Origin of the sequence: Treponema sp. Marseille-Q4523, from assembly GCF_016901105.1 — a bacterium.
Classification (GTDB): domain Bacteria; phylum Spirochaetota; class Spirochaetia; order Treponematales; family Treponemataceae; genus Treponema_D.
The window spans coordinates 38,300-58,609 of record NZ_JAFEVM010000016.1; the positions used below are offsets into that span (position 1 = coordinate 38,300).

At 51.5% G+C, this 20,310-nt stretch carries 18 protein-coding genes; all 18 read right to left on the bottom strand.

All coding sequences use genetic code 11. The annotated features are described in order from the left end of the window. Positions 1 to 4: 4 nt before the first annotated feature. The 18 genes from JSQ97_RS06660 to JSQ97_RS06745 all read right to left on the bottom strand — a co-directional run bounded on the left by JSQ97_RS06660 (position 5) and on the right by JSQ97_RS06745 (position 20,169). Positions 5 to 580, bottom strand: a complete 576-nt coding sequence (locus JSQ97_RS06660; protein ID WP_187385160.1) for an RnfABCDGE type electron transport complex subunit G — start codon at positions 578 to 580, stop codon at positions 5 to 7. Then, the gene (locus JSQ97_RS06665) at positions 577 to 1,539 is read right to left on the bottom strand and encodes an RnfABCDGE type electron transport complex subunit D (protein ID WP_205075341.1); all 963 of its coding nucleotides are present in this window, start codon (positions 1,537 to 1,539) and stop codon (positions 577 to 579) included. The genes JSQ97_RS06660 and JSQ97_RS06665 overlap by 4 nt, the downstream gene beginning before the upstream one ends. Further along, the gene (rsxC, locus tag JSQ97_RS06670; protein WP_239447009.1) at positions 1,539 to 2,888 is read right to left on the bottom strand and encodes an electron transport complex subunit RsxC; all 1,350 of its coding nucleotides are present in this window, start codon (positions 2,886 to 2,888) and stop codon (positions 1,539 to 1,541) included. The genes JSQ97_RS06665 and rsxC overlap by 1 nt, the downstream gene beginning before the upstream one ends. A gap of 243 nt (positions 2,889 to 3,131) precedes the next feature. Then, positions 3,132 to 6,314: a FlgD immunoglobulin-like domain containing protein gene (locus JSQ97_RS06675; RefSeq protein WP_205075343.1), complete on the bottom strand. Its 3,183-nt coding sequence runs from the start codon at positions 6,312 to 6,314 to the stop codon at positions 3,132 to 3,134. Further along, positions 6,314 to 7,381 carry a hypothetical protein gene (locus tag JSQ97_RS06680; RefSeq protein ID WP_205075344.1) on the bottom strand — a complete coding sequence of 356 codons (1,068 nt, stop codon included), beginning with the start codon at positions 7,379 to 7,381 and terminating at the stop codon, positions 6,314 to 6,316. The genes JSQ97_RS06675 and JSQ97_RS06680 overlap by 1 nt, the downstream gene beginning before the upstream one ends. Before the next feature lie 297 nt (positions 7,382 to 7,678). Beyond that, a complete protein-coding gene (lptB, locus tag JSQ97_RS06685) occupies positions 7,679 to 8,419 on the bottom strand; it encodes an LPS export ABC transporter ATP-binding protein (RefSeq protein ID WP_205075345.1) in 741 nt (246 codons plus the stop codon). Further along, on the bottom strand, positions 8,412 to 9,353 hold the full coding sequence (locus tag JSQ97_RS06690) for an LPS export ABC transporter periplasmic protein LptC (RefSeq protein WP_239447010.1): 942 nt from the start codon (positions 9,351 to 9,353) through the stop codon (positions 8,412 to 8,414). The genes lptB and JSQ97_RS06690 overlap by 8 nt, the downstream gene beginning before the upstream one ends. Continuing rightward, a complete protein-coding gene (gene lptC, locus JSQ97_RS06695; protein ID WP_205075346.1) occupies positions 9,334 to 9,918 on the bottom strand; it encodes an LPS export ABC transporter periplasmic protein LptC in 585 nt (194 codons plus the stop codon). Before lptC ends, JSQ97_RS06690 begins: the two co-directional genes overlap by 20 nt. Then, positions 9,915 to 11,528 carry a CTP synthase gene (gene pyrG, locus JSQ97_RS06700; protein ID WP_205075347.1) on the bottom strand — a complete coding sequence of 538 codons (1,614 nt, stop codon included), beginning with the start codon at positions 11,526 to 11,528 and terminating at the stop codon, positions 9,915 to 9,917. Before pyrG ends, lptC begins: the two co-directional genes overlap by 4 nt. A 66-nt stretch (positions 11,529 to 11,594) precedes the next feature. After that, positions 11,595 to 12,221 carry a nucleotidyl transferase AbiEii/AbiGii toxin family protein gene (locus tag JSQ97_RS06705; protein WP_205075348.1) on the bottom strand — a complete coding sequence of 209 codons (627 nt, stop codon included), beginning with the start codon at positions 12,219 to 12,221 and terminating at the stop codon, positions 11,595 to 11,597. A 589-nt stretch (positions 12,222 to 12,810) separates the two neighbouring features. Continuing rightward, entirely contained in the window at positions 12,811 to 13,380 is a 570-nt protein-coding gene (gene efp / locus JSQ97_RS06710; RefSeq protein WP_021330369.1) for an elongation factor P, read from the bottom strand. 54 nt (positions 13,381 to 13,434) lie between these two features. After that, complete coding sequence (gene earP, locus JSQ97_RS06715) at positions 13,435 to 14,565, bottom strand: elongation factor P maturation arginine rhamnosyltransferase EarP (protein ID WP_205075349.1); 1,131 nt, start codon at positions 14,563 to 14,565, stop codon at positions 13,435 to 13,437. Next, positions 14,565 to 15,182 carry an SGNH/GDSL hydrolase family protein gene (locus JSQ97_RS06720; protein WP_187384307.1) on the bottom strand — a complete coding sequence of 206 codons (618 nt, stop codon included), beginning with the start codon at positions 15,180 to 15,182 and terminating at the stop codon, positions 14,565 to 14,567. Before JSQ97_RS06720 ends, earP begins: the two co-directional genes overlap by 1 nt. Before the next feature lie 33 nt (positions 15,183 to 15,215). Continuing rightward, positions 15,216 to 16,199: a phosphate/phosphite/phosphonate ABC transporter substrate-binding protein gene (phnD, locus tag JSQ97_RS06725; protein ID WP_205075350.1), complete on the bottom strand. Its 984-nt coding sequence runs from the start codon at positions 16,197 to 16,199 to the stop codon at positions 15,216 to 15,218. Between the two features lie 40 nt (positions 16,200 to 16,239). Continuing rightward, positions 16,240 to 17,055 carry a phosphonate ABC transporter, permease protein PhnE gene (gene phnE, locus JSQ97_RS06730; RefSeq protein ID WP_205075351.1) on the bottom strand — a complete coding sequence of 272 codons (816 nt, stop codon included), beginning with the start codon at positions 17,053 to 17,055 and terminating at the stop codon, positions 16,240 to 16,242. Then, positions 17,055 to 17,858 carry a phosphonate ABC transporter, permease protein PhnE gene (gene phnE / locus JSQ97_RS06735; protein WP_205075352.1) on the bottom strand — a complete coding sequence of 268 codons (804 nt, stop codon included), beginning with the start codon at positions 17,856 to 17,858 and terminating at the stop codon, positions 17,055 to 17,057. Before phnE (JSQ97_RS06735) ends, phnE (JSQ97_RS06730) begins: the two co-directional genes overlap by 1 nt. Beyond that, positions 17,855 to 18,679, bottom strand: a complete 825-nt coding sequence (gene phnC / locus JSQ97_RS06740; RefSeq protein WP_205075353.1) for a phosphonate ABC transporter ATP-binding protein — start codon at positions 18,677 to 18,679, stop codon at positions 17,855 to 17,857. The genes phnE (JSQ97_RS06735) and phnC overlap by 4 nt, the downstream gene beginning before the upstream one ends. Next, entirely contained in the window at positions 18,676 to 20,169 is a 1,494-nt protein-coding gene (locus tag JSQ97_RS06745; RefSeq protein WP_205075354.1) for a phosphohexomutase domain-containing protein, read from the bottom strand. The genes phnC and JSQ97_RS06745 overlap by 4 nt, the downstream gene beginning before the upstream one ends. Between the last annotated feature and the right edge of the window lie 141 nt (positions 20,170 to 20,310).

The window sequence follows — 20,310 nt, forward strand, 5'->3', positions numbered from 1 at the left end:
ACTCCTATTTCGCAGCAAGGCAGGCGAGCGCGCTTTGCGTTCCCTGCGTCAAAAGTTCGGCAACGCCTTTGCTTGTGATCGTCGCTCCCGATACGGCTTCAAAGGTTTGTCCGGAAACGAAACCGTCATTGGCATTTTTGCCTTCGAACTGTCCGTAAAACGTTTTGCCGCTCGAAACCGTATAGTTCGGATCGCTCGCTTTTAAACCGAATCCCGCCGTATCGCTCGATGAAAGAAACTGCATACCCGTGAGCACGCCGTCTTTTTTTATACCGAAAATGATCGTCGAGCGGTCGTAAGTCGGACCCGTCACCTGTGCAACGGCTCCTATAACGCTGCCGCCTTTTTTAGCAAGATACATTTTGTCGATGCTTATCGCCTGAACCGCGCTCGCTTTGAAATCCGTTGTCTCTTCAAACGAATCCGCATCGGCGAATACCGTTTTCATACCGGAACTCGCTTTATCCGCCTGCCGCTGCTCGATGACGGGAGCGGTGATGTGATTGACGAGCGCAAGGCAAAAGCACGAAACGGATGCGAAGAGCGCAAGCGTGATCCCGAGTTTTAAAATATGTTTCATTTTGCAGCCCCCTTCTTTGCCGCTTTGCCGTAACCGTATTTTCTTCCCGTCAATTTATTAAGGAATGTCGAAAGCGAATTCATAAACAAAATCGAAAACATAACGCCCTCGGGATAACCGCCGAATCTTCTTATTAAGAATGTAAGCAGTCCGCAGCCCGCACCGAATACCGCGCGCCCGGCTTTCGAAACCGGCGTCGTCGCATAATCGGTCGCCATAAAGGTTGCGCCGAAAAGGAGACCGCCCGACGTCAGCGCCATGACTACATCTCCGCCTGAAACGAAGGTCAAAAGCGCAACCGTCGCGACCATCGTAACCGGCGCACGCCAGTCGATCACCTGAGTGAGGGCAAGGAATGCGAATGAAATCAAAATGAGCAATTCATTCGTTTCGCCGATACAGCCGGCCGTATTACCCAAAAAGCTTTCGAGATACGTATCCGCGTTTACGGCGACGGCACCCTCTTTCAGCTTTGACAGCACCGTTGCGGCGCTTACGGCGTCCGTTCCCGGAGCGAGCCACGATGCGCCGATCGCGGCGGAAAAGCTGACGAACAGAAACGCCCGCCCCGTAAGAGCCGGGTTCCACACGTTCGCCCCCAGTCCGCCGAAAAATCCCTTGGCGACAACGACGGCAAAGAGATCGCCGAGCAACACTTGCCACAGCGGGACCGTCGGCGGCAGTACGAGTGCAAGCAGGAGTCCTGTCACGACGGCCGAACAATCGCTCACGGTGATATTCTGTTTTGTTAATTTTTGAAACGCCGCTTCGAAGACGACGCTTCCCGCAACGGAAACGAGCACGACAAACAGTGCGCGGAAACCGAACAGCATAACGCCGTATATCGTTTCGGGAAGCAGCGCCGTGATCAGCATGCACATAAGAAAGCGCGTCGACACCCCTTCGACAAAATGCGGGGCGGGAGACACGTACAGTTGTTTCTTTACCGGTTCGCTCATTATTTTCCTCCAGCTGCTTTACCCGCAGCGTTTTTCTTTGCAGTGCGCGTTTTCACGACGCCTTTACCGAGTTTAAATCGGTGCACCAAGCGGACGTGCGCGGGACAAACGTATGCGCAGCTGCCGCATTCGATGCAGTCCATGAGTCCGAATTTTACTGCAGCGTCGTAATCGTTCGCTTTCAGCGAACGGGCCATCATAACCGGCGACAACCGCATCGGGCAGGAGGGGATACATCTCCCGCAGCCGATACAGGATTCTTCTTCGCCTATATGGATCTCTTTTTTTGTTAAAAACAAAACGCCGCTCGTACCTTTTACGACGGGAAACGATGCATCCGCAGAAGCGATACCCATCATCGGGCCGCCTGAAACGATCTGCACGAGTTCGTCATCTTTTACACGTATAACATCACCGATCAAATCTTCTACAAGCGTGCCGACAGGGACTCGTATGTTTGCGGGATTTTCGCACGCCCCGCCGCTTACGGTAAACGCACGTTCGATGAGCGGCTTACCGAGCCGGAACGCATCCGAAACGGCGCAGACGGTACAGACGTTCGAAACGACGCAGCCGACGTGCGCGGGAAGCCCTCCCGCAGGCACTTCGCGCTTCAAAATCGCATTGATAAGATTTTTTTCGCCTCCCTGCGGATACTTCGTTTTAACGATTTTGATTTCGATATCGTTTGTATGATCCGCTTCGGCGATCGCATCGTTGATGACGCTTATCAGATCGAGCTTATTGTTTTCGAGCGCGACGATACCGCAACAGCCGAAGATATGCATTTCGATCGCAAGTCCGTCGATCATTTTTTTGCACGATTCTTTTACGGTATGATAATCCACGGTGAGATAGGGTTCGCACTCCGACGCATTCACGATGACGTATTCGATCTTCGTGCCGTCAGGGGGCGAGAGTTTCACATAGGTCGGAAACGACGCGCCTCCCATGCCGACGATACCCGCATCTCTGATACGCGCGAGAACGTCTTTCGCTTCGCAGGAAAACGGATCGAGCGGGCTCATATACGCCGTCTCATCGCTTCCGTCCGCTTCGATTGTCACGCAGGGAACTTGCGCGCCGCCTGCCACAGTGTGCGGTGCGATTTGCGCTACCGTCCCCGTGATCGACGCATGTACGGGAACGGACATATATTTATCGGAGGCCGCGATAAGCTGACCTTTGACAACGCGGTCACCGACGTTTACGGTACATTCGTTCGGAGAACCGCCCATCGTGACGGGGATCGTCACTCGCTTAGTGGAAGGGAACGCATCCTCGACGGTTCCGTCGCGAGTGTGTGTCTTCCGCTCCGGCGGATAGATTCCGCCTTTAAATGTAAACATACGCATAAACCGTATTGTATGATATTCTTTCAGAATGGTCAAACTGTAAACGAACAACTGTAAACTATGCACTGCAAAAAAAGTTAGACATACCTTACTTCATTTATACGGAGGTGTTTATGCCGATTATTTTTACGCCTTTACAAAATGCGGCTGCATTCTGAAAAAATATTCTCTGCAAGGCATAAAAAAAGACGGACTCGTCTTCCGACAGGCCCGTCTTTCGGTGCTGCGTTTTATCGCTTATTTTTGCAAAATAAATTCGACGCGCCTATTTTTCCAATTGTGATCTTTATCGCGCCAATCGGCGACGAGTTCCGTACCGCCCTTTCCTTCGGTTGCGAGGCGGGACGCGCTTATGCCCTTATCGACGAGATAGGATTTTACAAATTCCGCACGTTTTTCGGACAGCGGGATGAGCGCAGGTCCCCACAGGCGCGGATTGTCCTGCGTTTCTTCGGCTTCGTTTTCAGTCGTACGGTTCGCATGCCCGACGACGGTCACTTTGTACTCCTTGAATTTATTGAGTATCTCCGCGATGCGCTTGAGGATACGCTCGTTGTTTGCAGCCTGTTCTGCCGTAACGCCGTCTCGTTTTCCGGGAACGCTTTCGACTTTGAAGTCGGCGTTATCGGGGCGGAAGATGATCGACGGAACGGCCATTTTGAGCACGTTGCCGTCGCGGATGACGAGCACGTCCACGGGGATGATACCTTTGACCGTCGATGTCATACCGAGATTGTCTTTGACGGTAAATGTCCACGGATAATCGACGGCCGACTGCACGCGCTCGGCCGCACCCGACGCGGTCTTTTGCGTATTGCTTAAACCGTCCCACACGATGCGTTCCGTAATCGCCGTTGTTCCGCCAGTCTGCCAAAAGCGGCGGCCGTTCGGATCGTCGATCGCAAACGACCACTCGGTGATTTTCCCCTTTGTCGAACCGTTCAACTTGATAAACAAATCGTCATCGACGCCGTCGTTGTCGGGGCTGAAGTAGGCAGGCGTCGTACGAACGCTGAGTTCGGGAGGAGTAGCCGAGCACACGAAGGGAGAAGACGAAACGGAAACGCTCCGTCCGTTCCGGTACGCGATGCGGAGCTTTCCGGTAAAGGTGCCCTCGCCCGCTTTTCCCGCGTCGTCGAAACCGTCCCACGCAATCGATTCGGGAAGGCTTTCGCCGTCTTTCGACGACCGGCTGCGTACCGCCTTTCCGTCTTCTCTGCACACGTCGAAGTTCCACGACGAAATCGTATCGCTGACCGACGTGCGGATATCGAAACGCTGCGAATCGAGCACGCCGTCGCCGTTCGGAGAAATACCGTCGTACGTTGTCGTCACGTATGCTTTTACATCTCGCGTATCGATTGCGATGCCGTTCAATGCGGTGCTGAATGCATTGCCGGCTTCATCCGTCGAAGCGATGACGAGCGAATATGTACCGTCGGGTACCGTATTGCCCGATTCGTCGGCACCGTTCCATGAGAATCCCGCTTTGCCGTCCGTCTGTACGGTACCCGCCCACGTGTATTTCCGAACAAGGGTACCGCGCGCATTGCGCACTTCGGCAGTCCACAGTTTTTCCGTCGTGCAGTCGCGAACGCCGACCGGCAGCTCGATCTGGATCGAATCGCCAGACGGTGAAAAGGACGTCCACGGGATCTCCGCCGCGAGGTACGGAGATTTCGTATCGAGGGCAAAAGCCTGCGTCGAAGCCGATGCCGTCGAAGCGTTTGCGGACGTTATTTCAAGAGAGGCGATATACTGTCCGTCGGAGCAAAGGGCGCCTTTATCGTCCCTTCCGTCCCACACAAACGATGCGGGCACGCTTTTATTTTCGCTCACCGTTTTCAGTGCAACGCTCGAACCTGCCGCAGTTATTTTAAACACATACTTTACGATGCCGCCGCTTCCCGCGTGAGTGACGGGTGTAAACGAAATCGTATCTTTGACTTTATCGCCGTTCGGAGAAAATGCTGTGCCCTGCATCGCGAGAAGCAGCGTCGCTTTCGTCGTATCGAAACTGAACGCATCGGAACGGACGGCAACGCCGTTGCCCGCCAAATCGATTGCGGAAAGCTCGTACACGTATGACCCGTCGGGAACAAATTTTCCGCCGTCGTCGAGGCCGTCCCACGAAATCGTTTCGGGCGGGAATTCGCCGAGCGAGTATTCGCGTACCGCCTTCGTCATATCGCTCGAAGCGTAGATGCGCCCCGTCCATGCGGGAACCGCCGCAAGCGTTTTCGGCACGATCGTTTCGTTGATCGTGATAGTACTCTTAGAACCCGCGCCGAATACTTTATCGGAAACGCGCAGCTGTGCCTCGGGCTGCTTCGTGTCGATGATACACACCGGCGACACTATCGGAGTCGTTTCATAGCCGTTGAGATATTTTGCCGTGACGCGCGCTTGATAGCGTCCGTCGGGAAGCGTTTTGCCGTCGGCTCCCGTGCCGTCGAATACGATCGTCTCCGGCGGCAAAACGGACGTCGACTGATCGAACGTGCGGCAAACTTTTCCGTTCGCATCGACGACGGTAACCGCCCATTCGGTAAGCTTGTTGCCGGTACTCGCTTCGGGAACGGGGATCGTTACGTTGAATGTAAGTACGTTCTGTTTGCTCGCAGTGTTCGGAGAAAAATAGCGGGAACCCGAAATCGCAATATTCGTCGCGGGCTTTTCCGCGGAAAAGATGATATTCGATATGGAAGCGGCAGGGGAAGTATTTCCCGCTCTGTCCGTCGCCGTAACCGTATACGAATAGACACCGTCCGCGACGGGTTTATCCGAATCATCCGTTCCGTTCCAGTTGAACTCCGGCGGCGCCATGTCTTTCCACGAATAATTTTTTACCGCCGTTCCGTCCGTACCGGCAAAGATACCTTTCCACTCATCTTCTTTCGAGCCGGACTGCCGCACGGTAAAAGACGCCTTTGATCCTTCGCCGAAAATCTTGTCGGTCGGCTGAGTAAGCGCGATGGAAGGAGGCGTCGTATCGACGACGACCGTATACTTATCCGTTTTGCCGACGTTACCGTTATCGTCCGCCGCCGTAAAATAATAATAATAAATTCCGTCAGGAGCCGTTTCGCCGTTATCCATAACACCGTTCCACGAAACGATGGAGGGAATGTCTATCGTCTTTTTCGGAGAAAAGAGCCGTTTCCAAAACGATTTGAACGTCAGCTTTTCGGTAAACGCGAGTTTGTTTCCGATCGTTCGAACGACGCTGCCGCCTGCGTTTTCGACGACAAAGCTCCACGAAACGACATAACGCCTGTCGGAAATGCGCAGCGGAACGTCAAGCGAATCTTGAACGCCGTCGTTGTTCGGTGAAATATATTTCGGCTGCCGTTGCGCAAACGCTGAAACGGCGGAAAACAAAAAAAGTACCGCCGCAATAAGTACAGATATCCGTTTCATTATTTATCCTCCCCTGCCCACAATTCGATTTCCGGCGGATCGGTATCTTTCATGCCGAGATTGAATTTGACATTGCCCGAAACGGCGTGCACCGTTTCGTAAAGCTGCTGCCATCCGGCGTTGACCGTCATATCGCTTTCGCCCCAGCCGTTGCGTTTCATATATTCGTTACGCTTTGTCTTAAACGTAAAGCGATAGCCGATGCTGACTGCCGGCATAAAATTGCCGTACTTATCGTAATCGCGGAGCTTTATCGCTTCACGGATATTGATCTCTTCCGCTATGCGCAAAAACAGCGCATCGTTTACGGAAAACTGAAAGCCCGTGGCAACGATGAGATTTTGAAATCCCGGCGTTATCAATTCAAACGAAGCGCCTCCTTTTACATGATCGTTTGCAAACAAAAGAGCCGCAACGCCTGCGTGCACGGTTCCGAGCATCGGAAACATACCCGCGCTTTTGCCGTCCATACCGATGAGATCCGTCGACGTATAATTTTTGCCGAGATTGAGTACCGATACGCCGAGCCTGAAATCTTTCATAAAACCGAGATGCGGAATGCGATAGAGCGCACCGATATTTGCGCCGAACGACCAATCGCTGCCGTGTCCCCAATACACGCCGCCGTACATACCGACTCCGACGGACAGACGCTCGCTCACTTCTTTTGCGATACCGACATTCGTGCCGAGCGTATTACCTATATCGATTTTATCGATCGGCAAAAATACGCCTTTAACGACGCCGCTCGCAACAAAGTATTTCCACGGAACGAGGAGTCCTCCCTGTAACGCGCTGCCGAAAGTTTTCGATCCGCCGTCCGAAGAAAAAAGCGCCGTGTACGCAGCGTCGAGCGTGATGCGCTGCTCATACGCGATAAGCGCAGGGTTGAAGACGATCGCATCGGGACCCGCGGTAAAGATTCCGCCGCCCGCGCTCGACGACGCATAGGTGAGCTGCGTCGGACTTACAAGTCTGTCGAGACTTTCTCCGCCGATCGGCGGATTATAGGCAAACATCACAGAGGCAAAACACAGTGCCGCTGCCGTCATCATAATTCTTTTCATCGTATACTCCCATACCTCTTTGTTATCATAAACTCCCGTAAAATCATTCCGACACTTTTATTAATCAACACCCCCGACGCAAGCGTCGGGTACAGTGCTCAACGTTTCGCACTGTATGTTCTCATAAGGTGGTTGCAGTCGGCTTTAATACCCTTTGTTACGACGCAAGCGTCGGGGTATTAAACCCTCCGCACGAATAAATTTAACAACTGATACTTTCAAAATTCGACATTCAACCTATTAAACAAACGAAACGGCGATAGTTTACAGTTATTTTCACAATAGATCCGCAAGCGCTTACATCGAAAAATCTTTGCCGAGATAGATTTCGCGGGCAACGGATGAATCGAGGATGTCCTGTTTCGTGCCCTGCATCATGATTTGACCGTTATTGATGATGATTGCACGGTGCGTGATCTCAAGCGTGTCGCGCACGTTGTGATCGGTGATGAGGATGCCGATACCGCGCTCGGAAAGCAGCTTTATCATACCTTTGATGTCCGCAACCGCGATCGGGTCGATCCCCGCAAAGGGTTCGTCGAGCAGCAAAAACTTCGGCTCTATTGCAAGCGAGCGGGCGATTTCGGTACGCCGACGCTCTCCTCCCGAAAGCGTGATCGCCTGCTGATCTCTAATCCTTCCGATATCGAATTCGCTTATGAGCTGTTCGAGCCGCAATTTTTTTTCGCCGGCAGAAAGATCGCGCCGCGTTTCAAGGATCGCCCAAATATTTTCTTCGGCCGTCAGCTTTTTAAACACGGACGGTTCCTGCGGCAGATACGAAATGCCGAGCCGCGCGCGCTTATACATCGGGAGCACGGTGATCCGCTCTCCGTCGAGAAAGACGTCGCCTGAAGTCGGACGATAAAATCCGACAATCATATAAAAGGTCGTCGTTTTGCCCGAACCGTTCGGTCCGAGAAGCCCGAGCACTTCGCCCGTACGCATCGAAAAATCGATGCCTTGCACGACGCGTTTTTTACCGAACGATTTGTATAAACTTGAAACCCGCAATACGTGCCGCATTTCGTCAGTCATCCATCCCCCGTTTGCCGCCGCCCGTCTTCGCACGTGAAAGCGTATCGGGCGGAACATCGTCTTTTGAAAGATCGGATGCCGTATCGTTTTTGCGACCGCGCTCGCGTGCATCGATTGGAGCGTTTGCTGCGTTTTCCGCGCCGCTTGCAGCTTTGTCCTGCACTGCGCCGGGCACTTTGCCGGGAGGCGTCATTCCGTCGGGCGGTGCGTCGTCTTCGCCTGATGCGTTGTCTCCTGCCGTATCGATTTCATCGCTCGCAACCGAATCTTTTTTTTCGGTTTTATCCGGCTCGGCGCTTTTATCGTCGACGACGGAACCTTTGACGCGGCCATCGAGCGTAATCTGCTGCGTATCGAGATTCAGCGTTATCTCCTGCGCGCGGAACGTGTCTTCGCCCTGCGTGATCTGCGAGTTGCCGCTCATTTCGAGCATTTGATTTTTTTTGCGGTATACGGCATACGCGCTCGAACAGACATTGTCCTTTTGTTTGATCGTTATACCGATTTGAATTCGCGCGATATCGGTATTTTGATTGTATTCGATAAGCTGCGCGTCGACCGATACGCCGTTTTCCGTGTCGGCAAGATGTACGTTGTCTTTCAGCGTCGCGATCTTCGTTTCGCGATCGTAGGAAAGACGCCCGCACGTGAATTCCATATTCGCTTCGATATTTTTTCCGGTGATGTTTCCGTCGGCTTCAATGTAGCGGAAATTTTTCCCGCTCATCGTAATCGAATCGGCGGCAATTTCCATAGACGACGTGAGCACGTAAGCGCTGCCCGAAAGAGTTGTCGTATCGGATGAATTGCCGGCCGTCCCCGTCATGCTGTTCGCGGAAAACGTGATGCGCTCCGACCACGCGGGGAGCATAGAAGCGACAACGTATAAAATTAATAATGCGATCGTACGTGTTTTACTGCCGGCTCTGCGCATCGCCGCCTTCCTCCGCATCTTCGTCGGTTTCGACCGTTCCCGACACGGCGCCGGTAAATACGAAACGGTTGCTTACGCCGCTTGCGGAAAATCCCGAACCGCGGACGACCGTACCGTTTTTTTTCATCGTGATCGTATCGGTGCGGCGGCTCGTAAGCTGTTCGGTATTTCCGTCCCAGCGCAGTTCGTCCGCCGAAATCGTTACGCCCCTCGGTTCATTCGTGAGTTCGATCCCGTCGTAGAGCGAATAGATTTTTTGCTTCGAATCGAATGCGATAAGTCCGCACGAGCCCTCGGTTTCGGCGCTTCCGTCGTCCGCATAGGCCGTAAACGAAACCAAATCCGCATAGGTGCCGCCGCTTTTATACTGTTCGAGCGTCCGCGCGCGCATCGAAAGCGTCCGCTTGTTTTTTTCCCAGCGAGAAAAATCTGCATTTGCAAAAACGAATTCGGGTACTTCCGATTCGACGTTTTTTTTTCCGTCGGAATATTTCAGCGAACAGCCGGCCGAAAAAAACAGCCAACAACACAAAACGGCACCGGCCGTAAAAAGGTTCGGCGTCATTGTTTTTTACCGAGCGCCGCTCCGATAAACGAAACGAAAAGCGGATGCGGTTTCATCGGACGGGAAACGAATTCGGGGTGATACTGCACGCCGATGCCCCACCTGTGATCCTTCCATTCGAACGCTTCGGTACTGTTGTCCGGTTCGGAAATCGCGGACGTGATGAGACCGTGCTCCGTCATATCGGCGGTGTATTTTTTATCGAACGTGTACTTGTTGCGGTGCCGTTCGGTGATTGTGAGCTTTTTGTAGATGCCCGCAAGCTTCGTATCTTTAATAATACGGACGGTTCCCGCGCCGAGCTTCATCGTGCCGGCAGCCGAAAGCCCCGTCTGCTCTTCCGGCAAACTGATGATCGCGTGAGTGCTGTTTTGTATAAACTCCGTGCTGTCCGCATCCGCCCAGCCGCACAGCGAACGTCCCGTTTCGATCGCCATGAGCTGCATACCCAAATCGATACCCAGATAGGGTATATCGTTTTCGCGCGCATATTTTACCGCGACGAGGAGACCGAGAAATCCGCGCTGCCCGTAATTCGCGGGCACGACGATACCGTCGACATCTTTGAATGCCGCCGCTATCTCCTTTTCGTTTTTGCAGCTTTCGAGCGTTTCCGCGTCGATTTTGCGGAGTTTCAGCTCCGCGCCGTATTGCGTAACCGCGGCGTGAAACAGCGATTCGCGTACCGATTTATAGCAATCGTCAAGATAATCTTTTTTGCCGACGACGGCGATGCACACGGCGGGGCCGCAGGCATTGAGCTTTTCAAGGAATGCCGTCCACGGGCGGATATTGCAGCGTTCGGCGGTGAGCGCGAGTTTTTTGAGCACCCGCGCATCGAAGCCTTCTTTGTGAAAAATGACCGGAAGCTCGTATACCGATTTCTGTACGTCGACCGAAGAAAAAACCGCATCGGGGGCAACGTTGCAGAACAGCGCGATTTTTTTTCTGAGCGGCATATCGAGTTCGTTTGCAGTGCGGCACAAAAGGATATCCGGCTGGATACCCGCTTCCTGCAGCTGTTTCACCGAATGCTGCGTCGGCTTCGTTTTCAATTCGCCGCCGATGATCGCAGGCACGAGCGTTATGTGAATGGCACACACTTCGTTTTTTCCGAGTTCGTGAATAAGTTGCCGAGCGGCTTCGAGATACGGGATCGATTCGATATCTCCGACGGTACCGCCGATTTCAACGATGACGACGTCCGCACCCGAGCGCTCGCCGACGGAGAGGATATTGCGCTTTATCTCGTCGGTGATGTGCGGAATGACCTGTACCGTGCGTCCGTTGTATCTGCCGGCGCGCTCGTTTTGGATCACTTGGTTGTAGATTTTTCCGATCGTGATGCAATTGTGTTCGGCGACATTGACACTGGTAAAGCGCGCAAAATTGCCCAGATCCAAATCGGTTTCCGCACCGTCTTCGGTAACATATACTTCGCCGTGCTGAAACGGACTGATGTTTCCGGCGTCGAGGTTGATGTACGGATCGCATTTTATCATTGAAATCGAAAGCCCGCTGCATTCGAGAAGACTTCCGAGAGATGCGGATGCCACACCTTTGCCGAGACTGGAACATACGCCGCTCGTCACGAGTATATATTTGCTCATAGCGCGATTTTCCCATTTACGTTGCGCTTCGTCAATAGCGCGGAAAATCCGGAGGGAGAATCGAAATTACGGGAGCGTATTGTCGCGCAGCGCAAGCATATCTTTTGCAATCCGCTCTATACCGTTTTTAAATGAAGAAAAAGCGTATCGTTTCATCCATTTTATATTATTAAATTCTTTTTTCGGAAAACCGCTGATAATCTCCGATACTTCTACGGGTTCGATACCGACTTCTTTTTCGCGCACTTCTTTAAAAACATCACCCCAATTAAAATGCTCATGTCTGCAAATTTCATAAATATCTGCAATATCCTTTCCCGCGAAACGGAAAACGGCGGTAATTTTATTTGAAAGTATATTCCGCACCGAATCCGTTCTATAAAAAAAATCAGTCGCGGCAATCGCCCCGAAATGAGACGGAACGTCATTTACAAAATCGATCTTGAGCCTGCAGTCAAAATCGGAGTGATGAACCGTTACGGAATAAAAATCGACGGTTTTAATAAAATCGATTTCGCTGTCCCATGTATAACCGTTTTTTTTCAAATCGGCAAGAACTGACTCGGTATGTGCAGCAAATGCAGCGTCGCAATTTACAAAAAAATCCAAATCGTCGGAATACCTGTGATGATAGTAGCCCCTGCTAAGCGCGGTTCCGCCGGTCAGATAAAAAGGTACGTCTAAGTTTTTCACAATATTCAGAACCCCATTTTGGAGGCCGTACAGATTCTCCTCGTAATAGTCCGAATATGAAGTCGAATTTTTTTCTGAGTTCGTCATTTCTTAACCCTCTTCTGACTTTCGGCGTATATAACCGTATACAGTTTTCCGTCCCGTACCACAGAGGAACGAGGTTATGCCATGGAACCCGTTCGAGTGACCGTAAAAAAAGCATTTCTCGCGTCATACCGACCGCTTCATCCGCTTGTCCGGCGGCAAGTTTATGCAGTTCGTCGACCGATATATTGTGATCCCACATAAGATTGCCGAGTATTTTATATCGCGTCTTTTCATCTATCGTACATTTTTTCACAGCGCGATTTTCCCATTTACGTTGCGCTTCGTCAATAGCGCGGAAAATACTGCGGCACAATCGAGCCCACTGCAGAACACATAGGAAAGCAAAGAGCGCACAAAACCGCTACAGATACTCGGCTGCGATCCTGCAGCCGCTGTAATAAAAAAACTGTCGGCGTATGTCGGCAGTTTTTTTCGTTTGCAATATAAAAATTAATAATTAACAATCAGATTCGGAAGAATTGCCGCAAAGGTGCCGCACAAATCAGTCTTTTGCACGTTCGACAAAAGAGCCGTCGCGCGTATCGATGACGATGCGCTCTCCTTCGTTGCAAAAAAGCGGAACGTTCACTTCGATACCCGTATCGAGCGTCGCGGGCTTAAAGGTTTTGCCGCTCGTGTTGCCTTTTACGCCCGGCTCGCAGTATGTGATCGTGCGCGTAACGTTGACGGGAAGTTTGACGCCGACCGGCTTTCCTTCATAAAACGTGATCGATATGTCGATGTCGTCGTCGGGGGAAAGATAGCCCGCATTGTCGCCCAAATCTTCTTTTGTCATTTCGAGCTGCTCGTAGGTTTCCTGATCCATAAAAACGTACGTGTCGCCTTCGATATAGGAAAGCTTCATCGTTTTTTCGTCGAGATCGACTTCATCGAATTTTTCTCCGGCGTCGAGGCCGAGATCCTGCGTCTGTCCCGTGACGATATTTTTTACGCGCAGCTTTGTGACCATACCGCCGCGACCCGATTTTTGACCGAGCATACGCTGTACCATAAGCGGATTGTTTTCATACATAAACGCAGAACCGACTTTGATTTCCGATGTTGTAACCATATTTCTACCTTCTATAAATTAATAAGATTTGACAAAATTGAAAAGTGCGTATAATTATAATGCAAAATGCCGCAAATAATCAAGCAGGTTTCGGGCAAAGTCGCCGTTTGCAATAAGCGCGGATGCGAACGCGGCAAAATATTTTTTTATCCGATCGGAAGCTTCCAAAAAAGTAAGGAGCGCTTTTTCCGTATCGCGAGGGGACGTGCCGGAAGCATTGTACAACGTCCACGCATTTTCGACGATGGCAAAATCGTCAGGCGGGAAAAAATCTTTTATGCGATGCAAAAGCGCTTCGACTTTTACGAGTTGATAATCGTCTTCCTGCGGGTAGGCCTGCCATACAAAGGGAATACCCGAAAGGCACGCGCGCGAAAGCGAATCTTCGCCGCGTATAAAAAGCGCGTCCATAGCATAGAGCAGATCATCCCATTCGCTTTGCGCTAAAAACGGAAGCCGTTCCGCGGCAAAATGCGCATTCGAATCCGCGTACGCTTTTATAAACGCATCCTGCCCCTGCCCCGCAGCAGCGCAGGCACAAAGCTTAAAGCGCTCGTCCGATTTTCGCTTTTCCGCTTCAAATGCACAAAGGGCGCGGACGACGGGAGCGTAATCGCGGACGTAACCGAAAATCAAAACCGAAAATTCATCGGGATTTTTTTTTGCCGGCACGCGCGCGGGCCTCCGATCGAGGATGAGTCCTCCCGTCTTTGAAGTAAAGCCCGGCATAAAATTGACTTTTTGTACGCGCGACGAGCGCGTGAGCGACTTGAGGCAGTGAAATTCTTCGGCGTAATTTTCCGCCGTAAGGTAGTCGATATTGACGACGTGAACGACGGCGGTATTTTTTTTATCGAATAAAAGCGCTTCAAGCCATTCGGGATAGGGGCATTGAAAACACTGCAAAACGATTTCCGGCATCGCTTTCGAAAAAGAAGCGGTACATACATCCGCCGCGTTCCAATCGAAAACCGTCCAATTTTCGTACTGCTGTACCGCCGCATGAGAGTCGATGCCGGGTGCAAGCAGAGCGAAAGACGCGAGATCATCGATGACGAATCGAATGCGCACGTTGCCGTCGAGCGATGAAAGTGCGTGCGCCAAGCGGTACGCAAATCCGACATCGCCGTAGTTGTCGACGACTTTGCAGAGGATCGTGATATCGAGCGAGCGCGTTTTATCCATTACAGATGCGCAGCGATGTACGATGCAAGTGCTTCCATACCTTTTTTATTCGGATGCAGCCGATCGGCGAGCAAACCGTCCACTGCAATCTCGGATAAATCGATCGCGCGGATATTCGGATCGGCAGCATGTGCGGCTGCGACGACGGAACGAACACTGTGCTGCAGATCGAGCTGCGTCCAGCCGCAGTCGTTTTTTTCCGTCAGCTCCCAATCCGAACGTACGAGCGGCACGCAAAAATATGCGGCGGCATGCGGCATCGCTTTTCGTATTTTTTTAATAAGAAGCGTATATGCAGCTTCGAACACCGCAAGCGGCGCAGCGCCGTCCGAGCGCTGACCGAAATCATTTGTACCGCCGAACACGATCACCGCGTCTCCTTTCAAACGCGCAATACGCGAATCGGAAACGAAAGCGGACCAAAGAGGGCGCGAGCCGGTTTCCGAAATGCGGCTTCCGCTGTACGAATCGTTGCAGACCATCGTGTTTCCCGTCAGCCGTTCGAAATGCGCCCACCACATATCGTCCCTGCGGTAAACGCCGGAATCGGGTCTCGGATACGCAACCGCGTAATTTTCGGGAGACGTTCCTTCAAACGAAGAAATTGAATCTCCCATAACGGAAAAGGTAAACATACGACCACCGTATGGTTATTCGCCGAGCAACTCGGCAACTTTTTGGCTGCCTTCGCGGATATCGCGCAAAATCTTAAAATCTTTTACATAATCGACGGCGATAAAGCGGTCGTCTTCAGGCCACGTCTCTTTGAGCTTTGAACCTTCCCAATTATACGAAAGGAATGCGTCGCGGACAGCGTCGCGGAGAGAAGGTTTAAGCCGATACGAAACACCCCACGCGGTCGGCGGGAAAATTTCGGACTGATATACGATTTTGCCCCACGTTTTAATATCGGGTACTCTGTTGCCTGCGATCATGCGCTGCATGACCGTATCCGCAATCGCTCCCGCATCGTAATCGTGGTTGTATACGCCGGTAATCGAGTTGTCGTGCTTGCCGGAAAAAGAGACGAGGTAATCTTTGTTCGGCAGGAGTTTAAAATTCTGATACAGGATCGCGCGCGGCGCACTGTATCCGGAATTCGAACTTTCCGAAACGAACGCGACGTTTTTACCTTTCAGATCGTCAATTTTATTGATACCGGAACCGTTGTACGTGATGATAGCCATACGGTATCCGACAAAACCGTTTGCCGTACCCATTACGGCGAGCGGAACAAATCCGCCTGTGTTCACCGCATCCTGCACGGTGCCCGCAGCGAAACCGGACACGTGAAGGCGGCCGGCACGCATCGCTTCGATCTGCGTCGCATAATTCGTAACCGCAAACCATTTGACTTTTTTGCCGGTCTTCTGTGCGAGATATCTTTGAAAATCGACGAATACTTCTTCGTATACGGCGGGATCTTCGACGGGCGCATAGGCAAAAATCAGCGTATCGGGATCTTCCCACTGTGCGGGATCTTCCGGAGTGTCGGCGATCATATCGCCGTTTTTATCGACATACATCGAATCGAGTTCTCCGTAGCGATTCGTACCTTTTTCCTGCGACCCGACCGCTGACGCGAACGAAACGCAAATACCGGCGGCTATAAGAGCGGTTAATAATTTTTTCATTTTTATACCTCCTAATAGTAATGAAAAACAAATTGATCTATCACGAAATGGCTTTTCGTATTTTAACGGAAACCCATTCCGCCGCTATAACGGTGATAAAAATTATTATTAAAATTGAAAGCACTCGATTCCACGCCAATTTATTGATTGCGGAATTCATCAAAAGTCCTATACCGCCTCCGCCGACGATACCGATGATCGTCGATTCGCGAATATTGTTTTCCCAGCGATAAATTGAGGTACCGATAAACGGCGGCATTATCTGCGGCAGGTAACCGTAAAAAAACACCTGCATCTTTGACGCTCCGGTTGCGGTAACCGCTTCGATCGGTTCCGGATCGATTTCCTCGATCGCTTCGTATGTCAATTTCGAAACCATGCCGAGCGATCGGATTGCGATCGCGAGAATACTCGCCAAAAGTCCCGGTCCTATCACTTGCACGAGGATGAGCGCCCAAATCATACTGTTGACGGAACGAGAGGCGACGATAATGCACAGTACGGCAAAACGCACCGCTTTGTTCGGTGACGTATTTTTCGCTGCAAGAAAACCGAGAAAGAACGAAAGGATGACCGCGATGCCGGTGCCGAATATCGAAATCGTAATCGTATCCCACAGCGCCGGAAGAATTTTTCCGAAATAGCGAACATCGGGCGGAAACATACGTGAAAAGAAATCTTTGATTTGCTTCGGCGCGTCGAACACGAAGCTCCACGTCGTATGTTTGCCGACATACGTACATGAGACAGCCAAAAGCGCAAGTGCCAAAATCCAATAACCTGCAGCAGTGAACCGTTCTCGAGCGGTTTTGAGTTTCCAGATTCTGTTATTCTGTATATCACGGGAAAACGGCATCAGACAATCCTCCTTCGGATAGCGCTCGAAATATATTCGGTAATCAAAACCAAAATAATAATAACGAGTAAAATCGCACCGGCAGTATTAAAATCGTAGCGCCCCATCGCGGTGTCGAGCACCGCCCCGATGCCGCCCGCCCCGACGATACCGATAACCGTCGACTGGCGGAAACTGATGTCCGCACGATAGATCGACAAACCAATAAAACGCGTCGATACTTGCGGCCACACTCCGTACACAACGGTTTGCAGCCAGTTGGCACCCGTCGCACGAACGGCTTCAAGCTGTTCCATATTTATATTTTCGATATCTTCCGCAAGCAGTTTTCCGATAAAGCCGATACTGTTTATCATCAGCGTAAGCACGCCGGCAAAAGGTCCGTACCCGTACATGATGACGAACAAAATAGACAGGACGACGACATGGAGTGCGCGGATTATCATCAGCAAAACGCGGCAAATGACATACACCCATTTCGGCACGAGATTGCGCGACGCACCGAGCGCGAGCGGAACGGCAAGAAACATACTGAAAAACGATGCGGCCGCCGTCATCGCGAGACTTTCAAGCGTCCCTTCGATGATGTATTTTCCGCGCGATATGAAATCGGGATGAAAAAAACCGGAAAACAATTTGCCGATTCTGCCCGCACCCATCGCGATGCGGCGCGGATCCACTTTTATCTCTTTGCCTGCGAGGATCAAATACGCGATCACTAAAATCCAAACACCGTAGCGAAGAACGGCGTTGGCAATCATCGGCTTTTTTCTCCAAACCGTTTTGGAAACCGCGCCTCTCATTCGTTTCCTCCGAGTGAAAATATATCCGCGTCTTCTCCGGCGTCCGCAGCTTCCGTTTCTTTATTTTTTTTCGTGATATTCCAATCTTCTTCGCCGTAAATCATATTCAAAACGGAAACATCGATTTTGTTGCTCGTACCGTCGAACACGATCTTTCCCGCCTGCAAGCCGACGATGCGTTCGCAAAACTGACGCGCGAGGACGACGTCGTGAATATTGATGATACAGGAAATATTTTGCTCTTTTACAAGTCCGAGAATCAGGCGCATGACCTGCCGCGAAGTTTTCGGATCGAGACTCGCCGTCGGTTCATCGACCAAAAGCAGATCGGGTTTTTGAATAAGCGCGCGCGCAATGCCGACGCGCTGGCGCTGACCGCCTGAAAGCTGATCGGCTCTGCTGTCGACATATTCGCCGAGACCGACGCGGTCGAGCAGATCGAATGCCGTCTGTATGGTAGCCGGAGGAAAACGACGAAACGCGCTCGCCCAAAAACCGGTGTAGCCGAGTTGTCCCGACAAAACGTTTTCCATAACGGTCAGCCTGTCGACAAGAGCATATTCTTGAAATATCATGCCTATTTTTCTTCTCGCGAAACGAAGGTCGCGTCCGTTGAGCGAACAGATATTTTTTCCGTTAACAAAAATCTCGCCGGATGTCGGCTCGATCAGTCTGTTGATGCAGCGGATAAGCGTACTCTTTCCCGCGCCCGACGGCCCGATAAGCGCAAGCACTTCATTGTCCCGCACCGAAAGCGAAACGTCTTTAAGCGCTTCCTGCCCCGACGGATATCGTTTTACCAAATTTTTAATTTCAATCATATATCGCTCCTGTGTAATTTTTTTTGCGCCGCTTCGTTTATCGCCGCAACGGCGAGCTGCAATTCATCGGCATCGGAAGATGTCACCATCCAGCGGGCAACGCCTTTTTCGCTTTGGCTCGCGCGCTGTGCGATCCAGCACCACTTATCTCCGTCCCAATCGCGTTTTAACAATGTCGTGCCGAGCGGAGAGCCGTCTTCAAGCGTTTTAAGCGCCTCGTATCCTCTTTCCGTAAAAAAGTTTTCGGTCGCACAAAGCGCATCGTCCCGGTCTTTTTCATCCGCATAGGTATAGCCCCATTCGCGTTCGCGAAGCACGCTGTTTTGACGGGCGACGAGCGCATCGAATTCCGCCTTATTATTTTTCCAGCGTTTCAAAAACAAAAGACAGAAGAGCAGCGTACTTTCCATCGGAACAGTGTTTTCGCCGTTCGGAAAATTCAAATAATAATGCGCGGTCTCTTCGACGGCGGCGATCGCTTTTTTTTGCAGCAAAATATCCTTTATCTGCGAATGCCCGTTCGGAACGAGCAGCGGATTGTTGCCGCCGTTTTTCAGTTCCGCGTGAACGACGGGAGACGCTTTCGAGTCGATTCCGATACGCGCTTCCCCCGTATGCGGCACGATCGACGTGAGCACGGAAGACAAAAAAGTCATAATCACGGAAGGCGAAATCTCCGTACCGTCGCCGCTTCTCATATCGACGCGGTCGCCGTCGCCGTCGAATAAAAAGCAAAAATCGACCGACGAGGGATGCGCGCGTATATAGTCGAGCGTACCTTTGATATTATCTTTAATAATGGGGTTCGGCGCGCCGCTCGGAAAATTGCCGTCGGGAACAACGTTTCGCGGAACGCATGAAATGCCCGCATAACGAAACGCACGCATCACTTCGCTTCCCGCGCTGCCCGATAAAAAATCGGCGACGACGGAGATACCGGAAAGCTCGCCCTCCCCGATCTGCGCCAAATCCGAACAGGCGCGCACGTATGCATCGCTGTCGTCGATGACCGTAACGCTGCCGCCCGCTTTTGCGGAAACGGCTTTTCCTTTTAAAAACGCATCGCGGACGGCGACAAGTCCGCCTTCCGGCCCGACGTTTTCGGCGATGGGTCTCACGTTCGGCCCGACCGTTTTTTGTCCGGTATAATTTTTCGGATTGTGCGAAGCCGTATACATGATTCCCGCACAGCTCGGGCGCTGCATACAGCTGTAATAAAACTGACACGTCGAAACGGGCAGCACATTCGTATACAAGCGAAATCCCAAGCCTGAAAAAGTGTCGATCGCGAGCTGCAAAAAGTGCTCACCTTTTTTGCGCGTATCCCGACACAAAACGATTTCGTCGGTGCCGAGGCATTCTCTGAAATACCACGCCTGCGCATTGTACAGGCGGGACGCCGTTTCATCGGTCAGCCGTTCGGCGTCGATTCTGATATCGAAGGCATGAAACAGTTCATGCGCGATTTTTTCAAGTGCATTATCGGTCATATTTTCCCCAAAAAACCGCGTACGGTTTTATTAATAGGTTCAATTTTGAGTTTTCTAAACTCGAAATTTTCCATCTGTTTCGCTCACCAATTGAATGGCAAGTTTGGAAAGCAAATCAAATTATACTTACGGCGAGGTTCC